Annotated in this window: 19 protein-coding genes and 1 CRISPR repeat array (1 of these 20 cut by a window edge); of the genes, 7 read left to right on the top strand and 12 right to left on the bottom strand. The window is 69.0% G+C overall.

Annotation, left to right across the window (positions count from 1 at the left end; all coding sequences use genetic code 11):
- Nucleotides 1-66 precede the first annotated feature (66 nt).
- Nucleotides 67-999, top strand: coding sequence for an enoyl-CoA hydratase-related protein (locus tag KV203_RS02715; RefSeq protein ID WP_066466813.1), 933 nt, complete (start codon nucleotides 67-69; stop codon nucleotides 997-999).
- 14 nt (nucleotides 1,000-1,013) lie between these two features.
- On the opposite strand, the gene KV203_RS02710 is transcribed toward KV203_RS02715, so the two are convergent.
- Nucleotides 1,014-1,571, bottom strand: a complete 558-nt coding sequence (locus KV203_RS02710) for a dihydrofolate reductase family protein (RefSeq protein ID WP_066466814.1) — start codon at nucleotides 1,569-1,571, stop codon at nucleotides 1,014-1,016.
- A 156-nt stretch (nucleotides 1,572-1,727) separates the two neighbouring features.
- Between KV203_RS02710 and KV203_RS02705 the strand changes: the two genes are divergently transcribed.
- Nucleotides 1,728-2,726, top strand: a complete 999-nt coding sequence (locus KV203_RS02705) for a YihY/virulence factor BrkB family protein (RefSeq protein ID WP_066466815.1) — start codon at nucleotides 1,728-1,730, stop codon at nucleotides 2,724-2,726.
- Nucleotide 2,727: 1 nt separating this feature from the next.
- Here the strand turns inward: KV203_RS02705 and KV203_RS02700 are convergent, their stop codons facing one another.
- The 4 genes from KV203_RS02700 to KV203_RS02685 form a co-directional block, all read right to left on the bottom strand.
- On the bottom strand, nucleotides 2,728-4,281 hold the full coding sequence (locus tag KV203_RS02700; RefSeq protein WP_066466816.1) for a hypothetical protein: 1,554 nt from the start codon (nucleotides 4,279-4,281) through the stop codon (nucleotides 2,728-2,730).
- Nucleotides 4,282-4,294: 13 nt separating this feature from the next.
- The gene (locus KV203_RS02695; RefSeq protein WP_083529735.1) at nucleotides 4,295-5,161 is read right to left on the bottom strand and encodes an FAD:protein FMN transferase; all 867 of its coding nucleotides are present in this window, start codon (nucleotides 5,159-5,161) and stop codon (nucleotides 4,295-4,297) included.
- Entirely contained in the window at nucleotides 5,161-5,643 is a 483-nt protein-coding gene (locus KV203_RS02690; RefSeq protein WP_083529800.1) for an FMN-binding protein, read from the bottom strand. Before KV203_RS02690 ends, KV203_RS02695 begins: the two co-directional genes overlap by 1 nt.
- A gap of 204 nt (nucleotides 5,644-5,847) precedes the next feature.
- Nucleotides 5,848-6,330: a MarR family winged helix-turn-helix transcriptional regulator gene (locus KV203_RS02685; protein WP_066467128.1), complete on the bottom strand. Its 483-nt coding sequence runs from the start codon at nucleotides 6,328-6,330 to the stop codon at nucleotides 5,848-5,850.
- Between the two features lie 61 nt (nucleotides 6,331-6,391).
- Between KV203_RS02685 and KV203_RS02680 the strand changes: the two genes are divergently transcribed.
- Nucleotides 6,392-8,488 (top strand): MMPL family transporter, encoded by a 2,097-nt coding sequence (locus KV203_RS02680; protein ID WP_083529736.1) that lies wholly within the window; start codon nucleotides 6,392-6,394, stop codon nucleotides 8,486-8,488.
- Nucleotides 8,485-9,105 (top strand): lipocalin family protein, encoded by a 621-nt coding sequence (locus KV203_RS02675; protein WP_066466817.1) that lies wholly within the window; start codon nucleotides 8,485-8,487, stop codon nucleotides 9,103-9,105. The genes KV203_RS02680 and KV203_RS02675 overlap by 4 nt, the downstream gene beginning before the upstream one ends.
- Nucleotides 9,106-9,169: 64 nt before the next feature.
- Here KV203_RS02675 and KV203_RS02670 read toward each other — a convergent pair whose 3' ends face one another.
- Nucleotides 9,170-10,624: a hypothetical protein gene (locus KV203_RS02670; protein WP_157079633.1), complete on the bottom strand. Its 1,455-nt coding sequence runs from the start codon at nucleotides 10,622-10,624 to the stop codon at nucleotides 9,170-9,172.
- Nucleotides 10,625-10,823: 199 nt separating this feature from the next.
- Between KV203_RS02670 and KV203_RS02665 the strand changes: the two genes are divergently transcribed.
- Nucleotides 10,824-11,573, top strand: a complete 750-nt coding sequence (locus KV203_RS02665) for an LmeA family phospholipid-binding protein (RefSeq protein ID WP_083529801.1) — start codon at nucleotides 10,824-10,826, stop codon at nucleotides 11,571-11,573.
- Here the strand turns inward: KV203_RS02665 and deoC are convergent.
- A complete protein-coding gene (gene deoC / locus KV203_RS02660) occupies nucleotides 11,561-12,220 on the bottom strand; it encodes a deoxyribose-phosphate aldolase (RefSeq protein ID WP_373279196.1) in 660 nt (219 codons plus the stop codon). The two genes, KV203_RS02665 and deoC, sit on opposite strands and share 13 nt — an antisense overlap.
- A gap of 58 nt (nucleotides 12,221-12,278) precedes the next feature.
- On the opposite strand from deoC, the gene purU reads away from it, so the two are divergent.
- On the top strand, nucleotides 12,279-13,166 hold the full coding sequence (purU, locus tag KV203_RS02655; protein ID WP_246600507.1) for a formyltetrahydrofolate deformylase: 888 nt from the start codon (nucleotides 12,279-12,281) through the stop codon (nucleotides 13,164-13,166).
- Nucleotides 13,167-13,212: 46 nt separating this feature from the next.
- Here the strand turns inward: purU and KV203_RS02650 are convergent, their stop codons facing one another.
- The 5 genes from KV203_RS02650 to KV203_RS02630 are packed head-to-tail and all read right to left on the bottom strand — an operon-like array spanning nucleotide 13,213 to nucleotide 20,900.
- Nucleotides 13,213-13,752 carry a hypothetical protein gene (locus KV203_RS02650; protein WP_246600498.1) on the bottom strand — a complete coding sequence of 180 codons (540 nt, stop codon included), beginning with the start codon at nucleotides 13,750-13,752 and terminating at the stop codon, nucleotides 13,213-13,215.
- Nucleotides 13,749-14,603 (bottom strand): ParA family protein, encoded by an 855-nt coding sequence (locus KV203_RS02645; protein WP_066466822.1) that lies wholly within the window; start codon nucleotides 14,601-14,603, stop codon nucleotides 13,749-13,751. The genes KV203_RS02650 and KV203_RS02645 overlap by 4 nt, the downstream gene beginning before the upstream one ends.
- Before the next feature lie 51 nt (nucleotides 14,604-14,654).
- Entirely contained in the window at nucleotides 14,655-17,591 is a 2,937-nt protein-coding gene (locus tag KV203_RS02640; protein ID WP_066466823.1) for a Z1 domain-containing protein, read from the bottom strand.
- A 43-nt stretch (nucleotides 17,592-17,634) separates the two neighbouring features.
- A complete protein-coding gene (locus KV203_RS02635) occupies nucleotides 17,635-19,104 on the bottom strand; it encodes an ATP-binding protein (RefSeq protein ID WP_246600496.1) in 1,470 nt (489 codons plus the stop codon).
- Nucleotides 19,101-20,900, bottom strand: a complete 1,800-nt coding sequence (locus KV203_RS02630; protein ID WP_066466824.1) for a hypothetical protein — start codon at nucleotides 20,898-20,900, stop codon at nucleotides 19,101-19,103. The genes KV203_RS02635 and KV203_RS02630 overlap by 4 nt, the downstream gene beginning before the upstream one ends.
- Nucleotides 20,901-21,376: 476 nt before the next feature.
- Here KV203_RS02630 and KV203_RS02625 point away from each other — a divergent pair, with 476 nt between their 5' ends.
- The gene (locus KV203_RS02625; RefSeq protein WP_066467134.1) at nucleotides 21,377-22,555 is read left to right on the top strand and encodes a GDSL-type esterase/lipase family protein; all 1,179 of its coding nucleotides are present in this window, start codon (nucleotides 21,377-21,379) and stop codon (nucleotides 22,553-22,555) included.
- A 158-nt stretch (nucleotides 22,556-22,713) separates the two neighbouring features.
- Nucleotides 22,714-23,012: a CRISPR direct-repeat array (repeat unit 36 nt; unit sequence GCTTCAATGTTGCTCCGCCATATAGACGGAGATCAG) (it continues 3,719 nt past the right edge of the window).

Raw genomic sequence — 23,012 nt, 5'->3', positions numbered from 1 at the left:
ACCCCGGCCCGATGGCGGGAGCCGCTTCGGTGCGGTCGGCGGACGCCGTACGCTACCGGCGGGGGGATGACTCGTTCCGAACAGCAGGAGGCCGGCGTGACCGATGCCGAGACCGGCGTGGTGGTGGTCGAGCGGGACGGCGAGATCGCGGTGGTGCGGCTGGATCGCCCCGACCGGCTCAATGCCTTCACCGTGCAGATGTGCCACGAGCTGATCGCGGCCTTCGACGAGTGCGACGCCGACGACCGGGTGCGAGCCGTGGTGCTGACCGGCACCGGTCGCGCGTTCTGTGCCGGTGCCGATCTCGTCGACGGTGGTGCGACGTTCGGGCAGGCGCCCGACTCCGACACCGGGCAGGCGCCCGACTCCGACACCGGGCAGGCGCCCGCGGACACCGGCGGTCTGGTCGCCCTGCGGATCTACCGGTGCACCAAGCCGGTGATCGCAGCGATCAACGGGCCCGCGGCCGGGGTCGGCGTCACCATGACGCTTCCTGCGGATATCCGAATCGCCGCGGATACCGCCCGATTCGGCTTCGTCTTCACCCGCCGCGGCATCGTCCCGGAGGCCTGTTCCACCTGGTTTCTGCCGCGGGTGGTGGGGATCTCCACCGCCGCCGAGTGGACCCTGGGCGGGCGAATGGTTCCGGCGGCCGAAGCGCTGGAGCGGGGCCTGGTCCGCGAGCTGGTACCGGCCGACCGGGTGCTGACCCGGGCAATCGAACTGGCCCGGGACATGGTGACCGGGACCGCGCCCGTCTCGGTGGCGCTCACCCGGGCGATGCTTTACCACATGCTCGGTGCGCCCGGACCGGAGATACCGCACCGTGCCGAATCGCTGGGCGTATACCTGCGCGGCAGGTCAGCCGACGCCCGCGAAGGGGTCGAATCCTTTCTCGCCAAGCGTGATCCGGTGTTTCCCGATCTCGTATCGGACGGCCTGCCGGACCTGTTCGGCTCGCCCGCAGGCCCGGCGGCCGACGGGGCGGACACGCGTTGACGACCCGCGCAGCGTCAGCTCGCTCGTCGGTAGTGCACGGCCACTGCCCCGTTCCGTAGCGGCACCGCCGAAACCAGTTCGAGCCGCCGGGTATCGGCCGGCCCGCGCTGGAACAGGGTCGGTCCGTGGCCGGCGATCCTGGGGTGGACGAGAAACCGGTACTCGTCGATCAGGTCCAGCCGGTCCAGCTCGGTCGCGAGCCTGCCGCTGCCGAGCAGCACGCCGGCCGGGGTCGCGTCCTTGAGTTCCTGTATCCCCGTTCGCAGGTCGCCGTGGATCCGCCGGCTGTTGTGCCACGGGAAGTTCGCTCGTGTCGCCGACACCACGTACTTCGGCTTCGCTTCCAGCTTGACCGCCCATTCCTGGATCGCCGGCGGCGCCGGCTCGGCACCGCGCGCGACCGTCGGCCAATAGCTCTCCATCATCTCGTAGGTGACGCGACCCCACAGCATCGCCCCGGCGGTGTCCATGAGGCGAGTAAAGAAGGCGTGTGTCTCGTCGTCGACGATTCCCTCCCGGTGATCGACGCAGCCGTCCAGGGTGACGTTGATGCCGAAAGTCAGGATTCCCATGCGCCGAAGTATTCGCGCTGCACGCCGCACGCGTCCATCCGTCGAGGGCGCTCCCCGTAGAATCGCACTGCGGCCTCACCGAAGCGACCCGGCCTGGAGCAGGCATCCTCGCGTCCGGTGCGATACCCGGCCGATACGAGGAACGGTGGTACGCGGGTGTCGCTCTCGGATCGCATCGACAGGTTTCAACGACGCTACCCGGCCAGCGGATACCCGCTCGCCGTAGCCTACAAGTTCTTCGACGATCAAGGCGGCTATCTCGCCGCATTGATCACCTACTACGGGTTCGTGTCGTTGTTCCCCCTCCTGCTGATCTTCACGACGGTGCTGGGCATCGTGCTGCGGGACGATCCGGCGCTCCAGGAGCGCATCGTGGATTCCGCGCTCTCCCAGATTCCGGTGATCGGTGATCAATTGGGCGATCCGGGTCAGTTCGGTGGTGGTGCGACGGCGGTCACGATCGGCGCTCTCGGCGCCGTCTACGGCGGTCTGGGAGTGGCCGTGGCCGTCCAGAACGCCATGAACATCGTCTGGTCCGTACCGCGGAACAGTCGGCCCAACCCGTTCGCGGTGCGGGTCAAAGGTGCGGTACTGGTGTCGACGATCGGTTCGGCGATCATCGCGTTGACCGTGGTCAACGGTGCGGCCGCGACCGTCGAACTCGGCACCCTCCGGCGGCTGCTGGCGATCGCCGGTTCGGTGCTGATCACCACGATCGTCTTCACGGTTGCCTTCCGGATCGGCACGGCCCGTGCGCTGCGGGTGCACGACGTGTTTCCCGGCGCACTCACCGCCGCGATCGGCTGGCAGGCGCTGCAGCTCTTCGGCAGCGTGTACATCCAGGAGGTCATCGCCAACGCGGGAGCGGCGAACGGGGTCTTCGCCGTCGTCCTCGGTCTGCTCGCGTTCCTTTATCTCGCCTCGGTCCTGATCGTGCTGTGTCTGGAAATCGACGCGGTCCGGGTCGACAAGCTCTATCCGCGGTCGTTGTTGACGCCGTTCACCGACAGCGTCGTCCTCACCGAAGGCGACGAAGCTGCCTACACCGCACAGGCTCAGGCACAGCGCAGCAAGGGGTTCGAGGAGATCTCGGTGTCTTTCGACAATCCGGCATCATCGGACAACCCGGCCGACACCGGCACCCCGGGACGCTGATTCAGTAGCCGGAGAAGTAGTCGGTGTGCACCGACCGGGCGCGCCGCCGCAGACCCGGCGCCACCGCGTCGACCATCGCCGGCGGCCCCGACACGTAGACGCGGCGGTCGGCCAGGTCATCGACCACGGATGCCACCGTGTCCGGGGTAACCACATCGGCCCGAACCCACGACCAGGCTTCGGGCAGCGACGCCGGTTCGTCGGGCGCCACGACCACGACGCGGCACTGCGCCAGCTCGTCGGCGAACGGCACCACCGCACCCGTCGGCAACCCGTAGATCAGCACCGCATCGCGATCCGGCGCATGCCGTAGCTGGCTCAGGAACGGGGTGACGCCGATGCCGCCGGCCACCAGCGCAACGGGTGACCTACGGTCCCGCGGCAGGACGAAATCACCGCCGACGCCGGTGGCCCGCACCGACGCTCCCCGCTCGAGCGCCGCGAGCGTCCGCTTCAGACTGGATGCCCGGTCCGGCACGCGCAGCCCGAACGACACGGTGTCCGCGCCCGGGACCGACGCGATGCTGAATACCCGGCGGCTGCCGCGACCGTCGGTCTTGGCATGCGGTACATGGAGTTCCGCGTACTGGCCGGGCTCGAACCGCAGCGGACGCGACGACCGGAACCGGAACTCGTGGGTGTCGCCGCCGAGATGGCGCCGCGACACCAGGTGAAGCCGGATCCCCGACCGCCGGGCGAAGGCGCACGCCACCAGATTCCCGATCAGCAACGCCGCAACCTGCCATTGGTCACCGATGCCGAACAGCGGCGGATTCTCGGTGAGCCGCAGCACGACCAACGGGTATGCGTAGCCGACGGCCATCACCGCGGCCACGACGAACTGCTGGTAGCGCCGGCCCGGCAGGGTGAGCGGTTCGCTCACCATGAAGCCGGCGAAGAAGATCAGCGGTGAGGTTTCGAGCGCCGTCCGCACGGCCGCACCGACGGGTTGCCCGAAATGCGTCAGACCGAGCACGACCAGCGTGCCCGCGAAGATCACGAAGACCAGCCCGAGACCGAGCCGCCGGGTGCGGTGCAACACCAGGAAGGCGCCGAGCGCCACCCACGGCAGCAGATCCGCCGAGGCCACCCACCAGGAGGCGCCGAACCAGGTCTCCTGTCCGGTCAGCCGCTGCACCAGGTAACTGCCGAATGCCCCGGCGGCAGCCGGATTGAAGATGTGTCGCTCGCGCCACGCGAGCAGGTATTTCGACAGTCCGGCCAACGCCCCGGCCAAGGCGATCCAGCCCAGATCGGCGCCACCGGTCTGCGGCAGGAACAAGAAATACAAGAGCAACGAGGTGATCACCGACGACTCGAGATGAGCCGGCGCACCGACCGCCCGGCCGAGTGCCCACGACGTCGCGGTCACCACGACGAGCAGCACCGCCAGAGTGATCAGCTGCCCACCGACGGTGAACAGGCCCGCGCCGAGATCACCCACCCCGGTGTAGCCGATCGACACCAGCGCCAGCACCGCCAGCACCAGCGTCACCAGCCGGTACATCGACACCCGGCCGAGCTGCAGGTCGAGCAGATCGCGTACGGCGTTCATCGGCGAACCGCGGTCATCTGCGGAAGATCTCCCCGCGCAGCGTCGGCGACCAGGTGACCCGACCGTCGGCACCGATCCGGACGAATCGATGCTCCGGCCAGCGTGCGGTCAACTCGTCCGGGTCGGCGAAGAAGTGCGCCGTCGCGAGACCGTCGGCCAGCATGCACGAGCCGGGCATCATCACCCACGTCGCCACCACGTCGAACGTCGGCCGACCGGTCCGGCCGTCGATGAGGTGATGCAGGTCCGGGCCCCAAGCCCGTCGATTCCCGGCCGATCCGCACAGCGCCTCGTCGCGGTCGAGCGTCACCACCCCGATGGCCTGGCCGGGGTCGGCCGGATGCTCCAGCCCGACCCGGATCGGCGCGTCGCCGCGATGGTGGATGTCCCCACCGGCGTCGACCGTCGCCTGCGCGACGTCGGCGTCCCGCAACGCCGCGGCGACCCGATCGACCAGCAGGCCTTTGCCGGCCGCGCCCACGTCGATCAGCGTCGGCTGCTCGACCGACACCGCAGCGCCGCACCGCCGCACCTGCGACCAGTCGCCCACCCGAGCCGGATCGTTCGCCGGCCGCAACGAATAGTCCGCGTCGTAGCCCAGATCGGCCAGGGTCCGGCCGACGAGCGGGGTGAGGGCACCGTCGGTTACGACGGCGAGCGTGTCGTAGAGGTCGAACAGCTCGGTACCGTCCGCGCCGAAATCCGCTTCGCCGCCGGAGGTGGCCAGCCGGCTGATCACCGAGTCGCTGCGAAATCGCGACCAGCGCCGGTCGAACTCGTCGATCAGCGCGGTGATGCGCGCCCGGACGTCCGACGCCAATTCGGTCGGGGTGTCGATCTGCCACCCCGTACCGATCGCCTCGAACGTCCAGGCGGGCATCAGGCTTTCGCCTCGGCCTTGATCTGTTCGAGGGCAGCGTTGAAACCGCCGCTGGTCAACGACGAGCCGGATACCTTGGAGACGTTCAGATCGTCGATATTCTTGCCGACGATCTCGGCAGCGATACCGCCGGCGAACTTGTCCTGGTACTCGCGCGAGGTGCCACTGGCCTCCGGGGTGACGGTCACGGCGGTGACCGTGCCGGACGCCAGCGTCATCGAGACGCTGACCGACGACTGCCCGCCGGGGTTGGTATAGCTGCCGCTCGCCTCGTAGGTGCCGTCGGTGTATGTGCCGGTGGGCGCAACCGCCGCGCCGGTAGCGCTGCTCGGCGTGGCCACCACGCTGGACGCCGGCGCACTCGTGGTGGCGGTCGCCGCGGTGTCGGCCGAGTCGTCGGTGCCGCACGCTGCGGCAATCGGGAGCACGGAGGCAGCCGCGCCCGCCGCGAACAGGTAGCGGGCCTTCCGAACGTTTCGCATCGTACCCATGATCCTTCGCTCGAGCGTGTCGACAGCCCGTCCGGCGAGCGCGCGAGCGTGCCTGATTCCGACAGTTGGACAGTCACAGACTGCTCGCAGCAAAGGTGATACCGACCGAACCCCGCCACTGCGCCGGTCCGTGTTACGGCAGCCAGCCTAATCGAGCCGGCGACGGACGGCGGCCGCGGTGTCCGACTACCGCGCTCAGCCCGGCTGCGGCAGCTCGGCGACGTGCTCACGCATCGCAGCGACCAGCAGCTCCAGAACCCGGTGCGTGGTGGCCAGATCCTCGTCGGAGACACCGCTCAACGCTGCGTTGGTGCGCCGGCCGAGCGGGGCGAAGAAGTCCTGGGCGACGGCCATGCCGCGCTCTCCATAGCGCAACACCACCTTTCGGCGATCCAGCACATCGGCCTGGCGCAGCAGGTGCCCGGCGCCGACCATGCGCTCCACCAGGTAGGTGATCGCCGAGGCCGACATCCCCATGGCGACACCGAGCCGTCCGGCGGTCAGCGGCAGCCCTCGGGACTCGGCCAGGAAGACGTGTAGCAGCGCACGGAAATCGTTGGGCCGCAGGCCATGTAATGACGAGAAGGACTGGGAGAGCTGGTCCGCGGCGCCGGTCAGGGCCCGGATGTCCGCCGCAATCAGGCGCTCCACCTCGGCGCGCGGCAGGCTCTCCTCCATCCCGGTCACCTACCGATAGTACGGCTTGCAGAATATTTCCAACTTTGAAATATTCGCCGATATGCGCGGTTTCTGGGATCGGTACGCCGAAATGGTCACCGGGCGGCGCAGCAGCGTCGCGATCCTGGCCATCGTCCTGATCGGGCTGCTCGCCGCGGCCGGCCTCGGCGGTGAGTCGGCCGATCAGGCGCCGAGCTCACTCCCGCCGTCTGCCGAGTCGGCTCGGGCAGCCGACCGGCTGGCCGAGTTCCCCGACTCCGGCACCGCCCCGGTCCTGGTCGTCGTTTCCCGGACCGACGGCGCCGAATTGTCCGACGCCGATGTCGCCGCCACGACCGCGGCCGCCCAGCGTATGTCGGCCGCGCGCGGCTCGGCGACCGCCGCCCCGACCGACAGCGTCCCCGCGCAGCTGTCCCCCGATCGCCGGGTGGCGCTGGGCCGGGCCACCGTCGACGCCGACCTCAGCGGATTCGATCTCACCGAGCAGATCGACGGGATGCGGGCGGCGGCACGCGACGGTCTGCCACCGGGCCTGCGGGCGCAGGTGACCGGCGGCCCGGCGTTCGGCGCGGATATCGCCGACTCGTTCTCCGGCGCGAACTTCACCCTGCTGGTGGTCACCGCGGCGGTGGTTGCGCTGCTGCTGATCCTCACCTATCGCTCCCCCGTGCTCTGGCTGATCCCGCTGCTGGTGGTGGCGCTGGCCGACCGTGCGGGGTCGGTACTGGCCGCCCGGGTCACCGAACTGGCCGGCCTCACCGTGGACGGCTCGACCGCGGGAATCACCAGCGTGCTGGTCTTCGGCGCCGGCACGAACTACGCGCTGCTGCTCGTCTCGCGCTACCGCGACGAACTGCACCGCAATCCCGACCACCGCGCCGCGCTGCGCACGGCGGTCCGCCGGGTCGGCCCGACGGTCGTCGCCAGCAACGCGACCGTGGTGTTGGCGCTGCTCACCCTGCTGGTCGGGGTGCAGCCCAGCACCCGCAGTCTCGGCGTCGGCGCGGCCACCGGGGTGATGGTCGCCGCGCTCGCCGTACTCACCGCGTTGCCGGCCGCGTTGGCGCTCTGCGGACGGCGGGTCTTCTGGCCGTTCGTTCCGCGCGCAGACGGCCACGATCAGGCCGAGGTCGGTGCCTGGCATGCGGTAACGCAGCGGGTCACCGCCCGCCCGTGGGCGGTCCTCGCCGGCGCCGCGGTGTTCCTGGGAGCCGCGGCCGCGCTGCTGGTCACGGTACCCACCGGGCTCACCCAGACCGAGCAGTTCCGGGTGTCCGCCGAATCGGTCGACGGACTCGAAACACTCGCCGCCCACGTGCCCGCCGGCAGTTCCAGCCCGACGCTCGTGGTCGGCGCCGCGGCATCGGCGGCGCAGATCGAACGCGAGATCCGGGCCACCCAGGGCGTCGCCGGCCTCACGCGCACCGGGGACGACGGCGCCGGATCGGCGCGCTGGTCGGTGGTGCTCGACGCCGAACCGGCGTCGCCGCAGGCCTACACGACGATCGGCGAACTGCGCTCGCGGTTGCACGCGGTGCCCGGCGCGGATGCGCTCGTCGGCGGCCCGGACGCCGAGCAACTCGACGGCCGCGACGCCTCCGACACCGACCGCTCCCGCGCGATCCCACTGATCCTGCTCGCGGTACTGGCGGTCCTGCTGATCCTGCTCCGGGCCGTTCCCGCGAGCCTGATCCTGGTGGCGGTGACGCTGGCGAGCGCACTCGCCGCGCTCGGACTCGGCGCGTGGATCAGCATCCACGTCTTCGGCTTTCCGGCGCTGGACAGCGACGTACCGTTGTTCGCGGTGCTGTTCCTGGTCGCACTGGGGGTCGACTACACGATCTTCCTGACCGTGCGCGCTCGCGAGGAGACCCCGGAGCACGGGATCCGCGGCGGGATGGTCCGGGCAGTCGCCGCGACCGGCACCGTGATCACCAGCGCCGGTATCGTGCTGGCCGCGGTCTTCTGCGTGCTCGGGGTGCTGCCGCTGATCGTGCTCACCCAACTCGGCATCGTCGTGGGACTCGGCATCCTGCTGGACACCTTCCTCGTCCGCACCGTCGTGATCCCGGCGCTGTTCACGGTCGTCGGCGCCAAGATCTGGTGGCCGACCGCACTCGCCACGACGTCCACCGTCGGGCAGAAAGGATCGTCATGATCCGGTTTCCCCTCCGTCGGGCCGCAGCTGGACTCGCGATGCTGGCGGCCGTCGCGACCCCGGCAGTCGCCTCGCCGGGCGCCGCATCGGCGCTGCCCGGCATCGCTCCGCTGCAGCCGATCGAGCGGCTCGATGTGGCCCGCTACCTCGGTAGCTGGAACCAGATCGCGGTCGTCCCGCAACCGTTCAACCTGGAGTGCGCGCGCGACACCGTCGCGAACTACCAGCTGATCGACGAGCGGAACGTCCGGGTGCAGAACACCTGCACCACGTGGTCCGGCGGCGGCAACGGCATCGTCGGCAACGCCCGGGTGGTCGACCCGGTCACGAACGCGCAACTGCACGTCAGCTTTCCCGGCGTGCCCTTCCAGAACAGTCTCGACGGTCCGGCCAACTACGTGGTCGCCTACATCGCCGACGACTACTCCTGGGCCTTCGTCGGCGACCCCGACCGACTCTCCGGATTCGTCCTGTCCCGCTCGCCCGAGGTGACCCCACAGCGCTGGGCCGAGGTCCGATCGGTCGCCACCAGGCTCGGTTACAACACCTGTCTGATCGTCACCTCACCGACGCCGGGCGGCGCCACCGACATCCGGCCGCTGTGCTCCGTCGGGTGAGCCGGCCGCCGCGCCCGCAGCACCCCGGACGTGCGTGAGGCCTGATCGGAACCGGCGGCGCCGGTCAGTGCCGGACGAACGGCAGCCGGTCACCGATCAGTCCGGGCACCCCGGACACCGCCAGCACGTTCAGGATCGACGCCGGAACGAAGGGCTGGCGCCACAGCCCGCCGTGCAGCGCATCGCGGTAGCCGAGTCCCTCCGGCCGCGGGCCGAGGTCGCCGGTTTGTCCGTAGAGATCGGCAACGAGTTTGGCGGCCAACAACACGCGGGCCGTGGCGGGCTCGAAGACCCGGATGCCGAAACGTCGCGCGCCGTGGAACGCCGCCACCATCGCCTGGTGCCGGTAGACCGACCGCGACCAGACCGGTGGCGCGACGTTGTAGGACACGCTCCGGCCGGCCTCGGTGGCGACGATCGCCCGCCAGCGATGCAGTCGCTGTGCCAACGCCAAGTTCGGGCCCTGCGCGACGAGCATGGCGTCGGCCACGCCCCAGAGGTGGCCGGTGTCGTCCGGCACTTCCTCCTGGTAGTTCGGCTGGAACAGCTGCGAGCCGGACATCAACCGCAGCATGTCGGTCAGCCGCCCGGACGACCGCGCCCGCCGCCGCGCATCGGCCATCACATCCGGGCCCACCGCGTAGCAGTCGGTCGGCCCACCCAGATATCCCACCGCAGCGTTCGGCCGCTGCGCGAGCAGCTCGGCGACCAGCGCATCGGACGCCGCCGCCACCAACACCCCGCGCGCCCCGTCCACCCGCGCGTGACTGCCCACCAACAGCTGCGCCTGCGGGTCGGTGCCGGCGGTCAGCCACGCCGACAAGGCGGGTAGTTGCCGCACCAGGTCGGCCCCGGGCACACCGTCCCAGGTCGGGAAGCGCACCGTCGCGGCGCCAGCCCGAGCTACCTTCTGCAGCTCTCGCCAGCGCGCGGCACCGGGCAGATCCACCAACGTCAGGTCCGCGCCCCAGGCCGCCAGCGCCCGATACGGACCGAGATCGGCGCCCGCACCGAGCAGGACGACGCGATAACCGGGCAGTGACAACCACTCGGGGTGGTCGATGACCGCACTGATCGCCGACAGGAAGCCCGGCTCGACGTAGCCGTGGATTCGCCAGTCCGCCAGCATCTCGCGCAGCCGATCGCCCCCGACCAACTCACCGCCCACCGGGACCTGCAGTTCACCGACCGGGTCGGCAGTGCCGGACAGTTCGACGGTGTCGGGCATCGGCCCGGCCGCGGTCGTCGCCGCGCCGGACAGCGGCTGGTCTGCGGAACCGAACCGGAGCAGGCTCCGCACGCTCCGCAGACCGTCGTTGGCGATGTCGATCCGCGCGTCCCCGGCCGCTGCGCTCAGCGCGGTGGTGGATCGGAATGCACCCGGGAAAACCTGCCGCCAGCGCCGCCCGCGCTCGATCGATTGCGCCAAGTCGGCGTCCAGCCCGCGCACCGCGTCGGCCAGCACCGCCGTACCGAACACGCCGGTCCGCAGCCCTCCGACCCGACGGGGGAAATGCACGCCGTCCACACCTGCACCGCCGCGCCTGTCCTGCCACCCTGCCACTGACTCGTCCCGATCCCTCTCGTAGCTCGAGTCCGGCGATCGCTCGCCGACGCGTAACCGCGAAACCAGGCTACGTGCCGGGGTGGGCCACGTCACAACCGTGACCGGAGATCTCTCAGCGCGCGGCGAACCGCGTCGGGCACAATCGGCGAACATGGTCGTGACCACGAACACCCCGGCGTCGAATTCGCCGGCCCGCAGTCGACGCACCGTGCTCATCGTCTTGGCGGTGGTCGGCGTGCTGCTCGCCGCCCTGATCGGGGTGGAGCTGTACGCCCGGCACGAAGCAACGTCCTGCTTGTCCGCGGAGTTCGAACGCGAGGTCGGCTCCGCCGTCGACGTCGACCTCAGTGCTCAGCCGATCCTGCTGCAGGTCCTACGCAAGCACTACCCGTACGTCGGCATCCACTCCGACAACGCTGCCTTCGGCTCTGCGGTGGGCATGAAGCTGTCCGCCCGCGCCGCGGACATCGATCTGGCCGACGGCACCGGCCGGATCGGCAGCTCGTCCGCCGATATCGACTGGAGCACCGCCGGCATTCAGCAGACGATGCAGCAGCAACCGTTCGGCAGCTTGGTCAGCGAGGTGCGGGCCGGCAACGACGGCACCCTGACCTTCGCGGTCGGCGGGCTGGCCGATCTGGTTGTGGCGCCGAGTGTTTCGGGCGGCACCGTCCAGGTGAACACCCGTAGCGCGCAGGTGCTCGGCATCGGCCTGCCGACCGATCTGGTGGACGGTGTGGCGCAGACCATCGCGACCAGCCTGCAAACCTATCCGCTGGGCATGACCGCGCAGCAGATCGACGTCGACACCGACGGCATCCACCTGAAGCTGGCGGGTGGCAGTTACCAGCTGCAATCCAGCGAGGTCGACACCGGCCTGGTGTGCGGTCAGCGGACCTGATCCGGCAGGCCCTGGAGAACCGCGCGGGTACCGGACAGGCCGAGTCGCGTGGCCCCGGCGCCGATCATCGCCAGCGCCGCGGTCGTCGTCCGGATTCCGCCGCTGGCCTTGACCCCGAGCCGGCCGCCGACCGTCCGCGACATCAGCGCCACCGCATGGGTACTCGCCCCACCTGCCGGATGGAAGCCGGTGGAGGTTTTGACGAACTGAGCCCCGGCCTGCTCGGCTGCCCGGCAGGCGGCGATCACCGCATCGTCCGACAGCGCCGCCGACTCGATGATCACCTTCAGCCCCACCGCATCGTCCAACGCGGCCCGAACGGCGTCGATGTCGGCGCGCACCGCATCCCAGTCACCGACGACGGCTGCCCCCACATCGATCACCATGTCCACCTCGGTGGCGCCACGCTCGGCGGCCAGCCGCGCCTCGTACGCCTTCACCGCTGCGTCGTGCTTGCCGGACGGAAAGCCGGCAACGGTCGCGGTCACCAGCCCGGCCGCATCGACCGGCAGCATCGACGGCGACAAGCAGACCGCGTACACCCCCAGCTCCCGTGCCTCGGCGACGGTCGCGGCGACATCGGCGGCAGTCGCCTCGGGCTTGAGCAGGGTGTGGTCGACCATGGCAGCCACCGCCGCCCGCGACATCCGGAGATCGGTCACCCGGTCAGCTTCCCAGATGAGCCGCTGACCGAGAATGTGCCGCGTGCAACCATCCCTCGACGCGCGGGACAACCGCTACGTGCTCACCCTCGGCTGCCCGGACCGCCGCGGCATCATCGCGATGATCGCCAGCTTCGTTGCCGGCCTGGGCGGCTCGATCGCGGAGGCCGGCTACCACGCCGACCCGCACACCGGATGGTTCTTCACCCGCCAGGCGATCCTGGCGTCGTCGGTGCCGGTGGGCCTGGCCGAGCTGCAGGATCGATTCGCCGACGTGGCCACCGCGTTGGGCCCGGAGACGGACTGGCAGGTCCACGACTCGGGCACGGTCAAACGGGTCGTGCTGCTGGTCAGCCGGGAGCAACACTGCCTGCACGACCTGTTGGGGCGGGCGGCGGCCGGTGAGCTGCCGGCGACGATCGAGGCGGTCGTCGGCAATCACGAACGACTCGGGGCGATCGCCCGGGCGCACGACGTCCCGTTTCATCATGTGCCGTTCGTCCGCGACCCGGATGCCCGCGCCACCGCGTTTGCACAGGTCGCCGCGATCGTCGACGGCTATCGACCGGATGCCGTGGTACTCGCCCGATTCATGCAGGTGTTGCCGCCCGAGCTGTGCCGGCGCTGGGCCGGCCGGGCGATCAACATCCACCACAGCTTCCTGCCGTCGTTCTCCGGCGCCCGCCCGTACCATCAGGCGTTCGATCGCGGGGTGAAGCTGATCGGCGCGACCTGCCATTACGTGACCGCGGAGCTCGATGCCGGTCCGATCATCGAACAGGATGTGATTCGGATCGATCACAGCGACGACCCGGCGAGCATGGTCCGGCAAGGTCGCGACATCGAACGCCTGGTGCTGGCGCGGGGCCTGCGCTGGCATCTGGAGGGTCGGGTGCTGGTGCACGGCGTGAAGACGGTGGTATTCACCTGAGACGGTGGTGTTCGGTTGACCGAACCGGGTCCCGCGGCCGGCACGTTCAACGGAACGCGTTGCCCTTGTCCGCGAGTTCCCGCACCCGGGTGACGGTCCAGGCGACCAGCACCTCCTGCTTACGCTTGTACCGGGTCTCCCGACGGGTGTCGATCTCCTGCTCGGCGATGATGTCGCGGAGCTGATCCATCGTCAGCGGGCCGAGTTGGGCGGTAAGCGCATCGACACCGGACTCGCGATAGATCACGAACGGATCGAGCACGCCCGGCTGCCGCTTGGCCCGGGTCGTCGAACGCGGCTTGGCCGCCGCGGTCGTCCGAGTGGCTGTGGTGGTCCGTGCGGCTGTGGTCGCCGGCCCGGTCTCCGGTGCCGCGGGCGCCGGTGCCGGGGCTGCGATGCCGGCGATCGCGGTGGCGAACCGCGGAGTCCGCGCCGCCTCCTCGGCCACCACCCGCAACAATGCGGTCAGCACGTCGGCCGCCGGCCCGTTCACCGCCGCCAGCTGGAGCACCGCACCACCGGTACGCTGCACCTCCACCCGCCGTTGGGCCACAGCAGCTTCGGCGACAGCAGTCTTATCGGTCACAGCTTGCTCTCCGCTTCGGTCAAGATGGTCCGGGTGATGCTCTCCAGCTCTTCGTACTGGCCCTGATTTCCGTACCGGTTTCGCAATGTGCTGTAGTCGCGATACTCCGCTGCCGCCGAGATCGCATTCGCCTCGCGCAGGTAGGTCGGCAGTACGTTCTGGATGGTGGGATCGCGCCGCAGATTGCGCACGATCGTCCGGTGCACCGTCGAGTTGGCCTTGTACTTGGTGATCACCAGTCCGAGCTCCACGATCCGCCGCCCCAGGGTGGCACCGAACTCCGCAACCATCTTCTGTATCTGCGGAATACCGTAGGTGGACAACACATCCGGGATGGTGGGCATGATATATGCATCGGCGATCGCCAGGCCGTTGCGGGTGATCGGTCCGACGTTCGGCGGACAGTCGATCAGCACGTAGTCGTAGCAGTCCAGCACGGGCGCGATGGCATCGCGCAGAATGTACATCGCGCCGACACCGCCGCCGCGGCGCAGATGTAGTGCGGCAACCTCCTCCTGGAGCTCGATCAGATCCAGCGACGACGGCAGCAGATCCACCCCCGAGACCTGCCGCACCGGTGATACTCCCCGCTGCACGGCCGTCTCGATATCGAACTCGGCAGTGCCCCCGACAGCGTCCCGGAACGCGTCGGCGAGGGTGCGGCCGGCGTTGTTGAGCTGCACCCAGAGGTCTTCCCCGATCATCATCGTGGTCAGGTTGATCTGCGAATCCAGGTCGATCAGCAGCACTCGCTGACCGAACAGGCCACCCATGAACTCGGCCACCGCGGCGGTGATGGTCGTCTTGCCCACACCGCCCTTGAGATTGATCGTGGCAATCACCTTTGCCATCGCAGGTTTCCCCTCTCTGGAGCGGCCGGAATCGACGGCCCGGGATGTCGTTCAGGTGGCATCCACGATCGCGCCACCGCCCTGGCTGCGTACCCGAAACCCGACCCGCGGAAGCGGATTCGCATCGAACGGTAGTGCGTACGCGAACAGGGTGGCCAGGTCCGACGGATCGATCGGACCGTCCTCGGCCCGCTTCATCTGTCGGCTGTTCTCCACCGGATCGCTGGCGAAGAGCAGGATCATCCCGCCTCGGGTGCGCGTGCGTAACCGGTCGGCCGCGGCACCGCCGCGCCGCTCCGGACTACCGGCGATGTGCTCGATCGCATCGCGCTCGCGCACTGCGGTGCCGGAAAACCCGGTGCGGTACTTCAGTTCCTGCCGCTGGCGCCGCACCACCGGCAACGACTGCGCGAACCCGCGAACGGCAAGTGGCTTCCGGGTCTTCGGCTGCGGCAGCAACACCGCGAAGTCGTCCAGCTTGCCCCGCCGAATCGCATCTTCGAGCGCGGCGCGATGCGGCTCGAACGACCACTTCGCATCCCACTCGAACCCGGAGACGATCTGCAGAATCTCCTCCGCCGCAACGATGCCGTACCGGGCGGCAAAGGTGAGGACGCGATCGTCGGCCCCGCGCATCTCGAACTCGTCGACGTGGTTCAGCACCGCCAACAACGGCTCGACCAGCCGGAAGTGTCGACGATTGCCGGAACCGTCGCCCCGCGGCGGCTGCATGGTGAAGCTGAAACTCTGCCCGCCGACACCGCGAAAAGTCTCTTCCGCGTTGAACATCTTCGTCCGATCGGTCGGCCGCAGCCACGGCAGCTGCTGGAACACCATGGGCGGCACGTCCCGTGGCGTGACCATCGGCGCACCGTCGGAGTTCAGCCCGGCGAACCGACTCAACTCCCCACGAAACTCCTCCTCGTCCCGGATGATCGCCTCGAACGCTTCGTACATGTCGAAGCTCGCCCCGCCCGGCCCGGTGACATTCCGGATAATGTAGAGCCGCACCAGATCCCGATAGCCAGGCCGAAACCCGAACCATCGCCCGATCTGCATCAGCGTGTCCGCCATCGCTGTTCGGCGAGCGAAGTAGGTGACGGTCAAGCCGTCCACGGTGAATCCGCGGCTCAGCTTGGTCCCGCCGACCAGGATCTTCCATACGCCACCGGCTTGGAAATCCAGCTCGTCCTGCTGATAGTCCCGCTCGGCAGCACCGTTGACCACGATCACCGGGCTGGCGCCGGCCGAGATCCGATCCACTGCGGCACCGATATACGGTTCCAACTCGGTGAACGCGCCCGGTACCACCGCTCCCGGCTCGGCCCGAGCCACCGATACCGGACGAAAGTCGCGCTCCCACAATTGCTGTAGCCGATCCAAGCCGGCCGGCGTGCTGTATCCGCCGGTCCGCCAGAGCCCGCGGAAGTCTTCGGCGAGCGCCGCATGCTCGGCGGTACGCACCGACTGGTGCACCAACATCGTGTGATGCCGGAAGCGGTACGGTCCCCGCTCTTGCCGCAGCAGCTTGATCGCGCCGGCGAGCACGAACGCGTCCAATGCCTCGCGCTGCTCGACCTCGACGTCGGCATCGCATTCCGGTCGCAGGTCTCGAACATATGCCGCCCGGTTGGACCAGGTCGGATCATTCGCCGCCGCATCGTGCGGCCGCGTCAAATCGTGGAAGTCCGCGCCACCCATATACCCGTCCGGCCGGGCCAGGCTGACGATGAAGTCGCTCGGGAAGATTCCGGCGGAATCGGTCGGGTCGACGAACACGTTCGCGAACGGCGTCGCCGTGTAGCCGACGTACTGCGCGCGGCCGAGCAGCTGGAGCAGGTCGGCGATCCGGGCGTTGATCGCCGTCCGCTCGATCCGATCGTCGGCGTCCTTCTTGGTGGTCTTGTTCGGATCGATCGTGTTGATCGACGCCTGGTCGGCCTCGTCGTCGATGATCAACGCCGGGATCGTCGCGACGTCGGTCGGAATCCGCTTCAGGTCACCGACCAGCTTGGTCAGGACCGTCGAATTCTTCTTCACCACCGCGATCCGGACGTTCGCCGGGAACAGATTGACCGGGTCGTTCAGCGGCTTGCCGTGGTCGGTCATCTCGTAGTGCAGCGCGCCCAGGCCTTTGCCGAGCGCCTTGAAGTCGTAGGTGGCGCCGGTGAGCCGACGGATCGCCGGCACCGCGCCGTCGTGGTTGGGGTCGATCTCGTGTTCGATGAATTCCCCATCCAGCCAAGCGCTGTCGTCGAGATAGTCGTCGTCGAGACCGATATTCTGGCGCCCGACCAGTTCCATGTCCAGCCGACGCTGAGTCTGCGCCCGAAGAATCTCGATCGTTCCGGTGAGCACGATGATCAACCGGTACCCCGCGTCGATCGCCTTCGCGATCACCCCGGTGAAGTTGGCCGTCTTCCCGCTCTGTACATAGCCGACCACCAGCCCTTTGGACTGGTAGGGCTCGGGTCGGGTCGGGTCGGCGAGCCGCTGCACCACCTCACCGGTGGCTTCGTCGAGCTTGTCGACGACATCGGTCGGCCAGCCTTTTCCGAGGAGCATCCGGCGATAGGCCCGCCAGTAGAAGTCGCGCGCGTGCCGGCGTTCCGGCGTGTACCAGGGGGCCCAGGGCTGCGGCGCCGCGATCACGGCGGGCGAACCGTGGTGCGGGTACCGCAGCTCCAGCTCCGGCCATGCCTCCGCCGGAATGCCCAGTCGCTGCCAGATCAAGGCGCGGCGTTCTGCCGAGCCGGGTGCGGTGTCCTCGATCCACGCTGCCGCAGCCTCGCTGGTCCAGCGACGCACACAGCTCGATACCGCGCTATGCAGGTCGGGCAGGCTGTCGTCGACCAACACCGTGACGATCGTCGTGATGTCGACCTCGCCCCGCGCCGCCTCGGACAGCCGCGCCCGAACCGGGGCCAGCAGCGCGGCCGGGGGGTATTCCCCGAACTCGCGCGCGACGGCCTCGACGAGCTCGTTCACCCGGGCTCCGCCGCGCGCTGCTGATGCGCGGTCACGGCCGCGATCAGAATCGCCTGCCAGGCGCGCATGGTCTCCCGCTCCGACGGCTGTGTCGAACTCCGGCAAACATCTCCTGAGTCAACAGGAACAGCAATGCCCGCACGACCGGAAGGTCGGTATTGTCCACGCTGCGACCGCCGACCAGGATCCGCCGATAACGAGCGTTCAGCCAAAGCGTGCGGCCGGTCAGGTCGACCTCGAAGAACGCATCGCGCGCCAGCGCCCGCCAGCCGATCCGCACCGGGTCGGCGTCGCCGGTGAAGTCGACCACGTCGGCGATCTCGTCCAACACGTCCTCCGGCAAGCCGGATTCCGGCTCGACCAGGGTGATCGGACGGGGCCGGGTGCTGCGCGCCGCCCGCATCAGCGTTACCGCATCCGCCAGGTAGCCGGCCGGTGGGGAGGCCGGACCCGCAGCGGCGCCGAGCGCGGTCCGCAAGGCCTGAGCGGCAGTCGCGTCGAGGGTGACACCGGCCTTCTCCGGATTGATCACGATCTGCCCGAGCAGGTCCGACGGTAACTCCAGCGCGACCCGAGCAAGGCCGAATTCTGTTCGACCGCGGATCAACTCGTTCCATCCACCGATCTGCAAAAGTCGATCGTTGCGATACACATACAGTCCCTGCAGGTCCCGGCCGGGTGCTCCGCCGATCCGGAACTGGGGCAGCGAGCTGCGCGCCGGCCACAGGTGCAGCGTCACCGCCAGCGTGCGGGTGCCCACCGCCACCGCACGCGGCTGGGGATAGTCCGGGTGCCCCGATCTGGGATAACCGAACGGATCGATGGCCGCGACGGCGCGTTGCGGTCCGGCCCGGCGCGCGCCGACGTCGTACACGTCCAGGGTGATCCGGAAACCGGCGGCGATCCGCCGGTGGAATACCACGCCGAGGTGGGCCCGGACTTCGGTGATCACGGTTTCGAGCCACGCGTCCCGTTCGTCCGCGGCGACCATGGTCAACGCGCCACGCAGCCGCCGCCACTCGACCACCGTCCCGGTGGCCATCGGGAACCGCGGGTGCGCATTCGACCACTGCTCGGCAGCCGAAGCCGTGTCCTCGGTGGATATCTCGGTCGGCGCCGCCCGCTGCAACCGACGACCGGCCGGAGCCGACCGGGCGGTCGAGCTCCACACCACGAGGGTATCCGCCTGACTGAACGATGCGGCCTTCAGCCCGACCCCGAAATGCCCCAAGTCGGTGTCGCGGTAGCCGGAGCGACGCCGGTACGCCATCGCCGCGTCGAGCTCGTCCGGGGTCATACCGGCGCCGTCGTCGATGATCCGGATACCCTCGATCACCCCATCGGCCGACATGAACCGCACAAGTACCTGGCCGGCACCGGCGTCGACGGCGTTGTCCACGAGATCGGCCATCGCGGTGTTCAACGTGTGGTGCAGCCCCAACGCGGCGGCCACCTGCGCCGTGTCGGAGGTGGGACCGGCCGAGGTGAGGCCGGCCGAGGTGGTGCTGGTCATCGATCTCCGTGCGGCAGCCAGGCCCGTTCGAGGTGGTCGATGACGGGGTCGGCGGCCCGGTCCCGGTAGGCGGACAGGATGGTGCGGGGGCGCGTTTCGCCGGGCAGGCCGACCGCGGCGGCCAGTTGTCCGACCGCATCCGCCGGCGCGCAGTCCGGCGCCCGATGCCCGATGGCGACCAGGGCCGCGCCCAGCTGGGTTCCCGGGTCGGCCGCCGGCAGCAACACGTCGAACCGGTCGTCGTCGGCGACCTCGAGAAAAACCACATCGCCCGCGACCGAGCCGAGCTCACGCAGAAAACGACTGATCGTCCCGCAGGTCGGCTGCGGACCGGTGTAGCGGACCACCTGCGGACCGAGCCGGCTGGTCAGGGTGCGGGATGTGCCCGGGGCGCAGCCGAACGCGTCGGCCACCCCGGAGGATACGGCGAAGCCGAACCCGCGCAAGTGATCCGGAGTGACGGTGAGCCGATATCGCCACCCGCCGGGATAGCGGTACAGTCCGCGGGTCCGCGCGGGCGCCGTGGCCGCGCGCGGTTTCGTTCCACGGCTCGACCCGGCTGCCCGTGCGCCGGCGAGCACCACTTCGTCCCCCGCCGGCAGCTCGCACCAGCTCAACCAACGACGCAGTTCGACCACCGGCATGGCGAACACCCCGGCAAGCTCGTCCGGCTGGACCGTGCCGTCGTCGTCGGTCAAGTCGACCAGTACCTCGGCGGTCCGCAGCCGGGCCGCGGACACGTTGGGCGCCGCGGCCCAGTCGTCGGTCACCTCGAAGATGTCGTCGAACCGGTCCAGGGCAAACCACAGCGGCACACCCACCGACGGCACCGGCGCGGCGAGCACCGGATGCGCGCTGATCAGGCGGTCCAGATGGGCGACCGGCCGCATGTCGGCCCGGATACTCGCCAGCAGCGCTCCGGCGGCGGTACCGAAATCGCAGGTTCGCAGAAAACGCTGCTTGATCTCCGACTCGAGGCTACGCACCCGCCCTTTCGACAGGTGTAGCCGGATCGCGACCGCACCGATCCGCTCCGGCGGTTCGGCCATCAGCCGGCCCCGGAGGACCTCCGCGCGCGGCTCGTCGAATCCGGCGATCAACCGTTCCAGCTCCGCGACCGGGTCGCCGGGATCGTAGTCCGGGAAGTCGGCCGCCGTGATCGCCGTGATCCGGCGGACCACATCCTGCACCTCCGCAGGCGGTTCGTCGTCGAGGTGCACCTCGATCAGCGGACGGTGTCGCTCGCCCCGCCGTTGTTGCCAGTGGGCCAGGGCGGCCAGATCGATACCGATCTGGTCCAGCACCGCGGGCGAGTCCGGGTCGCTCGGCGCGCCCGCAGCCGGCGATCGAAGCACGCTGACCAACAGCAGACCGAACACGATCTCGGTCACCGTCTGCTCGCCGATCCCCCGCACCACGAACAACTCGCCCGCGGTCAGGTCGAGCAACGGCGCGATGGAGTAGCCCGGGCAGCGCCGTCGGACCGCGGTCAGCGCGACCGGTTCCAGTCGCAAGGCGGTGACCGGTAATGCAGCGTCGACCATGGGGAATGCTTCGGCGAACGTTCGCGCCTTCTGATCGACGACGTACAGGTCGGCCAATTCTGCGAGAATTTTCTCCAGGTCCGCTTCGGCGCCGGTCACCGCAGGAGTGTCGGCAAGCCACCAATCCGACGGTTCGGCGAGCCGCTCGAGCGGCACCGCTCGATCGGATACGTAGTCATCGAGCCAGGGAAACAGCTCGACCCACGTCGTCGCAATCAGTTCATCCGGAGTCAGCGCATTCACGTCGTACACGCGCCTCCCGTCCCGCAGTCCGGCATGAACTCGACAACTCTACGACATCAGCGGATATCCGACCCGACTACATTGTGCGCGCAGCGATCTCGACCGGACCGAAGCAGGTCGACAGAAGCTTTTCGGTGCCTTTTCGGCGAGCCGGACGTGAAGATGGGGTTACCGCCGACCTTCGGTATGCGCCGGGTCGGGTCGGCCGACCATCCTCGACCCAACCGCCCGCGAGAACGTTGTGAACCGCACCCGCCGCGACCTGTTGCGATATAGCCTTTGCCGCGCCGAACCCGTTCTCCGTTCACCTCGACAAATCCGGTGGAATGAACGACGAAGGCCGACGATGAGGTCAGGAGCTTGTAGCTGTGCAGAGGTGGATGGTCGGCGTATGCACGACGCTGATGTTGAGCTACCCGTCGGTAGCCACGGCGACGCCGACGAACGCAGCCGATTGCGGTGCAACCCATTGGGTCGGCAGTTGGATGGCTGCGCCCACGGATTCCCTGAGCACGTCCGACCCCTCACTGGTACCGCAGGCTTCGGTCGCCGATCAGACCTACCGGCTTATCCTCACCCCACACCGCGGCGGCTCGACGGTACGCGTGCACCTGACGAACCGGGCTCGGCCGATACCCATCGACATCGGGCACGTCACGCTCGGGAAGCAATCCGCTGGTGCTGCCGTACAAGCGGATTCGCTGCGTGAGGTAACTTTCGGCGGCAATCGCGGCGTCACGATCCCGGCGGGCGGGGACGTCGTGAGCGACGCGATCGAGCTCGCCTTCGACGCCTTCGAGCCGTTGGCCGTCGGTGTACATGTACCCGGCGTGGGCGTACTGCCCACCCAGCATTTCAATGCGAACGCGACCAGTTATTACAGCCTGCCGTTCACCGGCGACCAGGTCGACGATCCCAGTGGTTCGGCACTGTCGCTCCGTACGAGTTCGGTTCCGTTGGTAGCCGGACTCGATGTCACGGCGCCGGGCAACGTCGGCAGCATCGTTGCCCTCGGCGACTCGATCACCGACGGATACGTCGCGGCGAACTATCTCGGCACGCCGCAAGACGTCTCCGTGGTCGATCGGAATGTCCGATATCCCGACTTTCTGCAGCGCCGGATCGACGCCGCCGGCAAGCCGTTCACCGTCCTGAACGCGGGGATATCGGGCAACCGGGTCACTCGAGACGGCTTCATTCCGCAGTTCGGGCCGAACGCGGTCGCCCGAATCCAGGCCGACGCGATCGACAAGGCCGGAGTGACGGATGTGATCGTGGCCGAGGGCATCAACGATCTCGGCATCCCGATCGGGGCGGACTACGACCAGGTCGTCGCCGCCTACAACGCGCTGATCGACCGACTGCACGCCGCCGGCCTGCGAGTACATCTGGCCACGATCCTGCCGACCGGCGGCGCCCTACTCGACGGCGCGCTCACCCTGCCCTACGCCGAACCGGTTCGACAGCGAGTCAACGCCTGGATCCGCGACCAGCGCCGGTCGGACACCGTGATCGACTTCGACGCAGCGCTGCGTGACCCGGCAGCGCCGGACACCCTCGCGCCGAGCTACGCCGGGCCGGACAAGCTACACCCGAACGCCGCCGGGTATCAGGCGATGGCCGACGCGATCGACCTACGCATCTTCGAGTCTCGGTGTAGCTGACCGGGCCGCAGACAGCTCCTACTCCGGCGCAGCACCTCGGGCGCCGACGACGATCGGGGTTCCCCTGACGTCGCGGTCGGCACCGCTTCAATGTTGCTCGGCCATAGACGGAGATCAGCTCGAATCCGCCGGGTTCGATTCCCGGCAGCTCCACCCTAGCTTCAATGTTGCTCCGCCATATAGACGGAGATCAGCTCCCCATCGTCGCGGCGGTGCCCGGCGAAATGATGCTTCAATGTTGCTCCGCCATATAGACGGAGATCAGGTCCGGCGTGCTGTGGACCGTCGTCGGATCGCGGTTCAAGCTTCAATGTTGCTCCGCCATATAGACGGAGATCAGCTGGCGAGGTACTTCGGCACCGCGCTGGCCAGCGCGGCGCTTCAATGTTGCTCCGCCATATAGACGGAGATCAGACCGGCCACACCATCACTGCCAGGTGATCCCACCCCCCGCTTC

Source organism: Skermania piniformis (genome assembly GCF_019285775.1).
Lineage (GTDB): Bacteria > Actinomycetota > Actinomycetes > Mycobacteriales > Mycobacteriaceae > Skermania > Skermania pinensis.
The sequence above is the reverse complement of the archived record's forward strand: the minus strand, read 5'-3'. Positions and strand labels throughout refer to the sequence as shown.

What these genes read in the sequence shown, in the direction of transcription:
- KV203_RS02715 (WP_066466813.1), top strand. Translation starts at nt 67, where the DNA reads ATGACTCGTTCCGAACAGCAGGAGGCCGGCGTGACCGATGCCGAGACC.
- KV203_RS02710 (WP_066466814.1), bottom strand. Translation starts at nt 1,571, where the DNA reads ATGGGAATCCTGACTTTCGGCATCAACGTCACCCTGGACGGCTGCGTC.
- KV203_RS02700 (WP_066466816.1), bottom strand. Translation starts at nt 4,281, where the DNA reads ATGAACGCCGTACGCGATCTGCTCGACCTGCAGCTCGGCCGGGTGTCG.
- KV203_RS02695 (WP_083529735.1), bottom strand. Translation starts at nt 5,161, where the DNA reads ATGCCCGCCTGGACGTTCGAGGCGATCGGTACGGGGTGGCAGATCGAC.
- KV203_RS02690 (WP_083529800.1), bottom strand. Translation starts at nt 5,643, where the DNA reads ATGCGAAACGTTCGGAAGGCCCGCTACCTGTTCGCGGCGGGCGCGGCT.
- KV203_RS02685 (WP_066467128.1), bottom strand. Translation starts at nt 6,330, where the DNA reads ATGGAGGAGAGCCTGCCGCGCGCCGAGGTGGAGCGCCTGATTGCGGCG.
- KV203_RS02680 (WP_083529736.1), top strand. Translation starts at nt 6,392, where the DNA reads ATGCGCGGTTTCTGGGATCGGTACGCCGAAATGGTCACCGGGCGGCGC.
- KV203_RS02675 (WP_066466817.1), top strand. Translation starts at nt 8,485, where the DNA reads ATGATCCGGTTTCCCCTCCGTCGGGCCGCAGCTGGACTCGCGATGCTG.
- KV203_RS02665 (WP_083529801.1), top strand. Translation starts at nt 10,824, where the DNA reads ATGGTCGTGACCACGAACACCCCGGCGTCGAATTCGCCGGCCCGCAGT.
- deoC (WP_373279196.1), bottom strand. Translation starts at nt 12,220, where the DNA reads ATGTCGCGGGCGGCGGTGGCTGCCATGGTCGACCACACCCTGCTCAAG.
- KV203_RS02645 (WP_066466822.1), bottom strand. Translation starts at nt 14,603, where the DNA reads ATGGCAAAGGTGATTGCCACGATCAATCTCAAGGGCGGTGTGGGCAAG.
- KV203_RS02635 (WP_246600496.1), bottom strand. Translation starts at nt 19,104, where the DNA reads ATGACCAGCACCACCTCGGCCGGCCTCACCTCGGCCGGTCCCACCTCC.
- KV203_RS02625 (WP_066467134.1), top strand. Translation starts at nt 21,377, where the DNA reads ATGGCTGCGCCCACGGATTCCCTGAGCACGTCCGACCCCTCACTGGTA.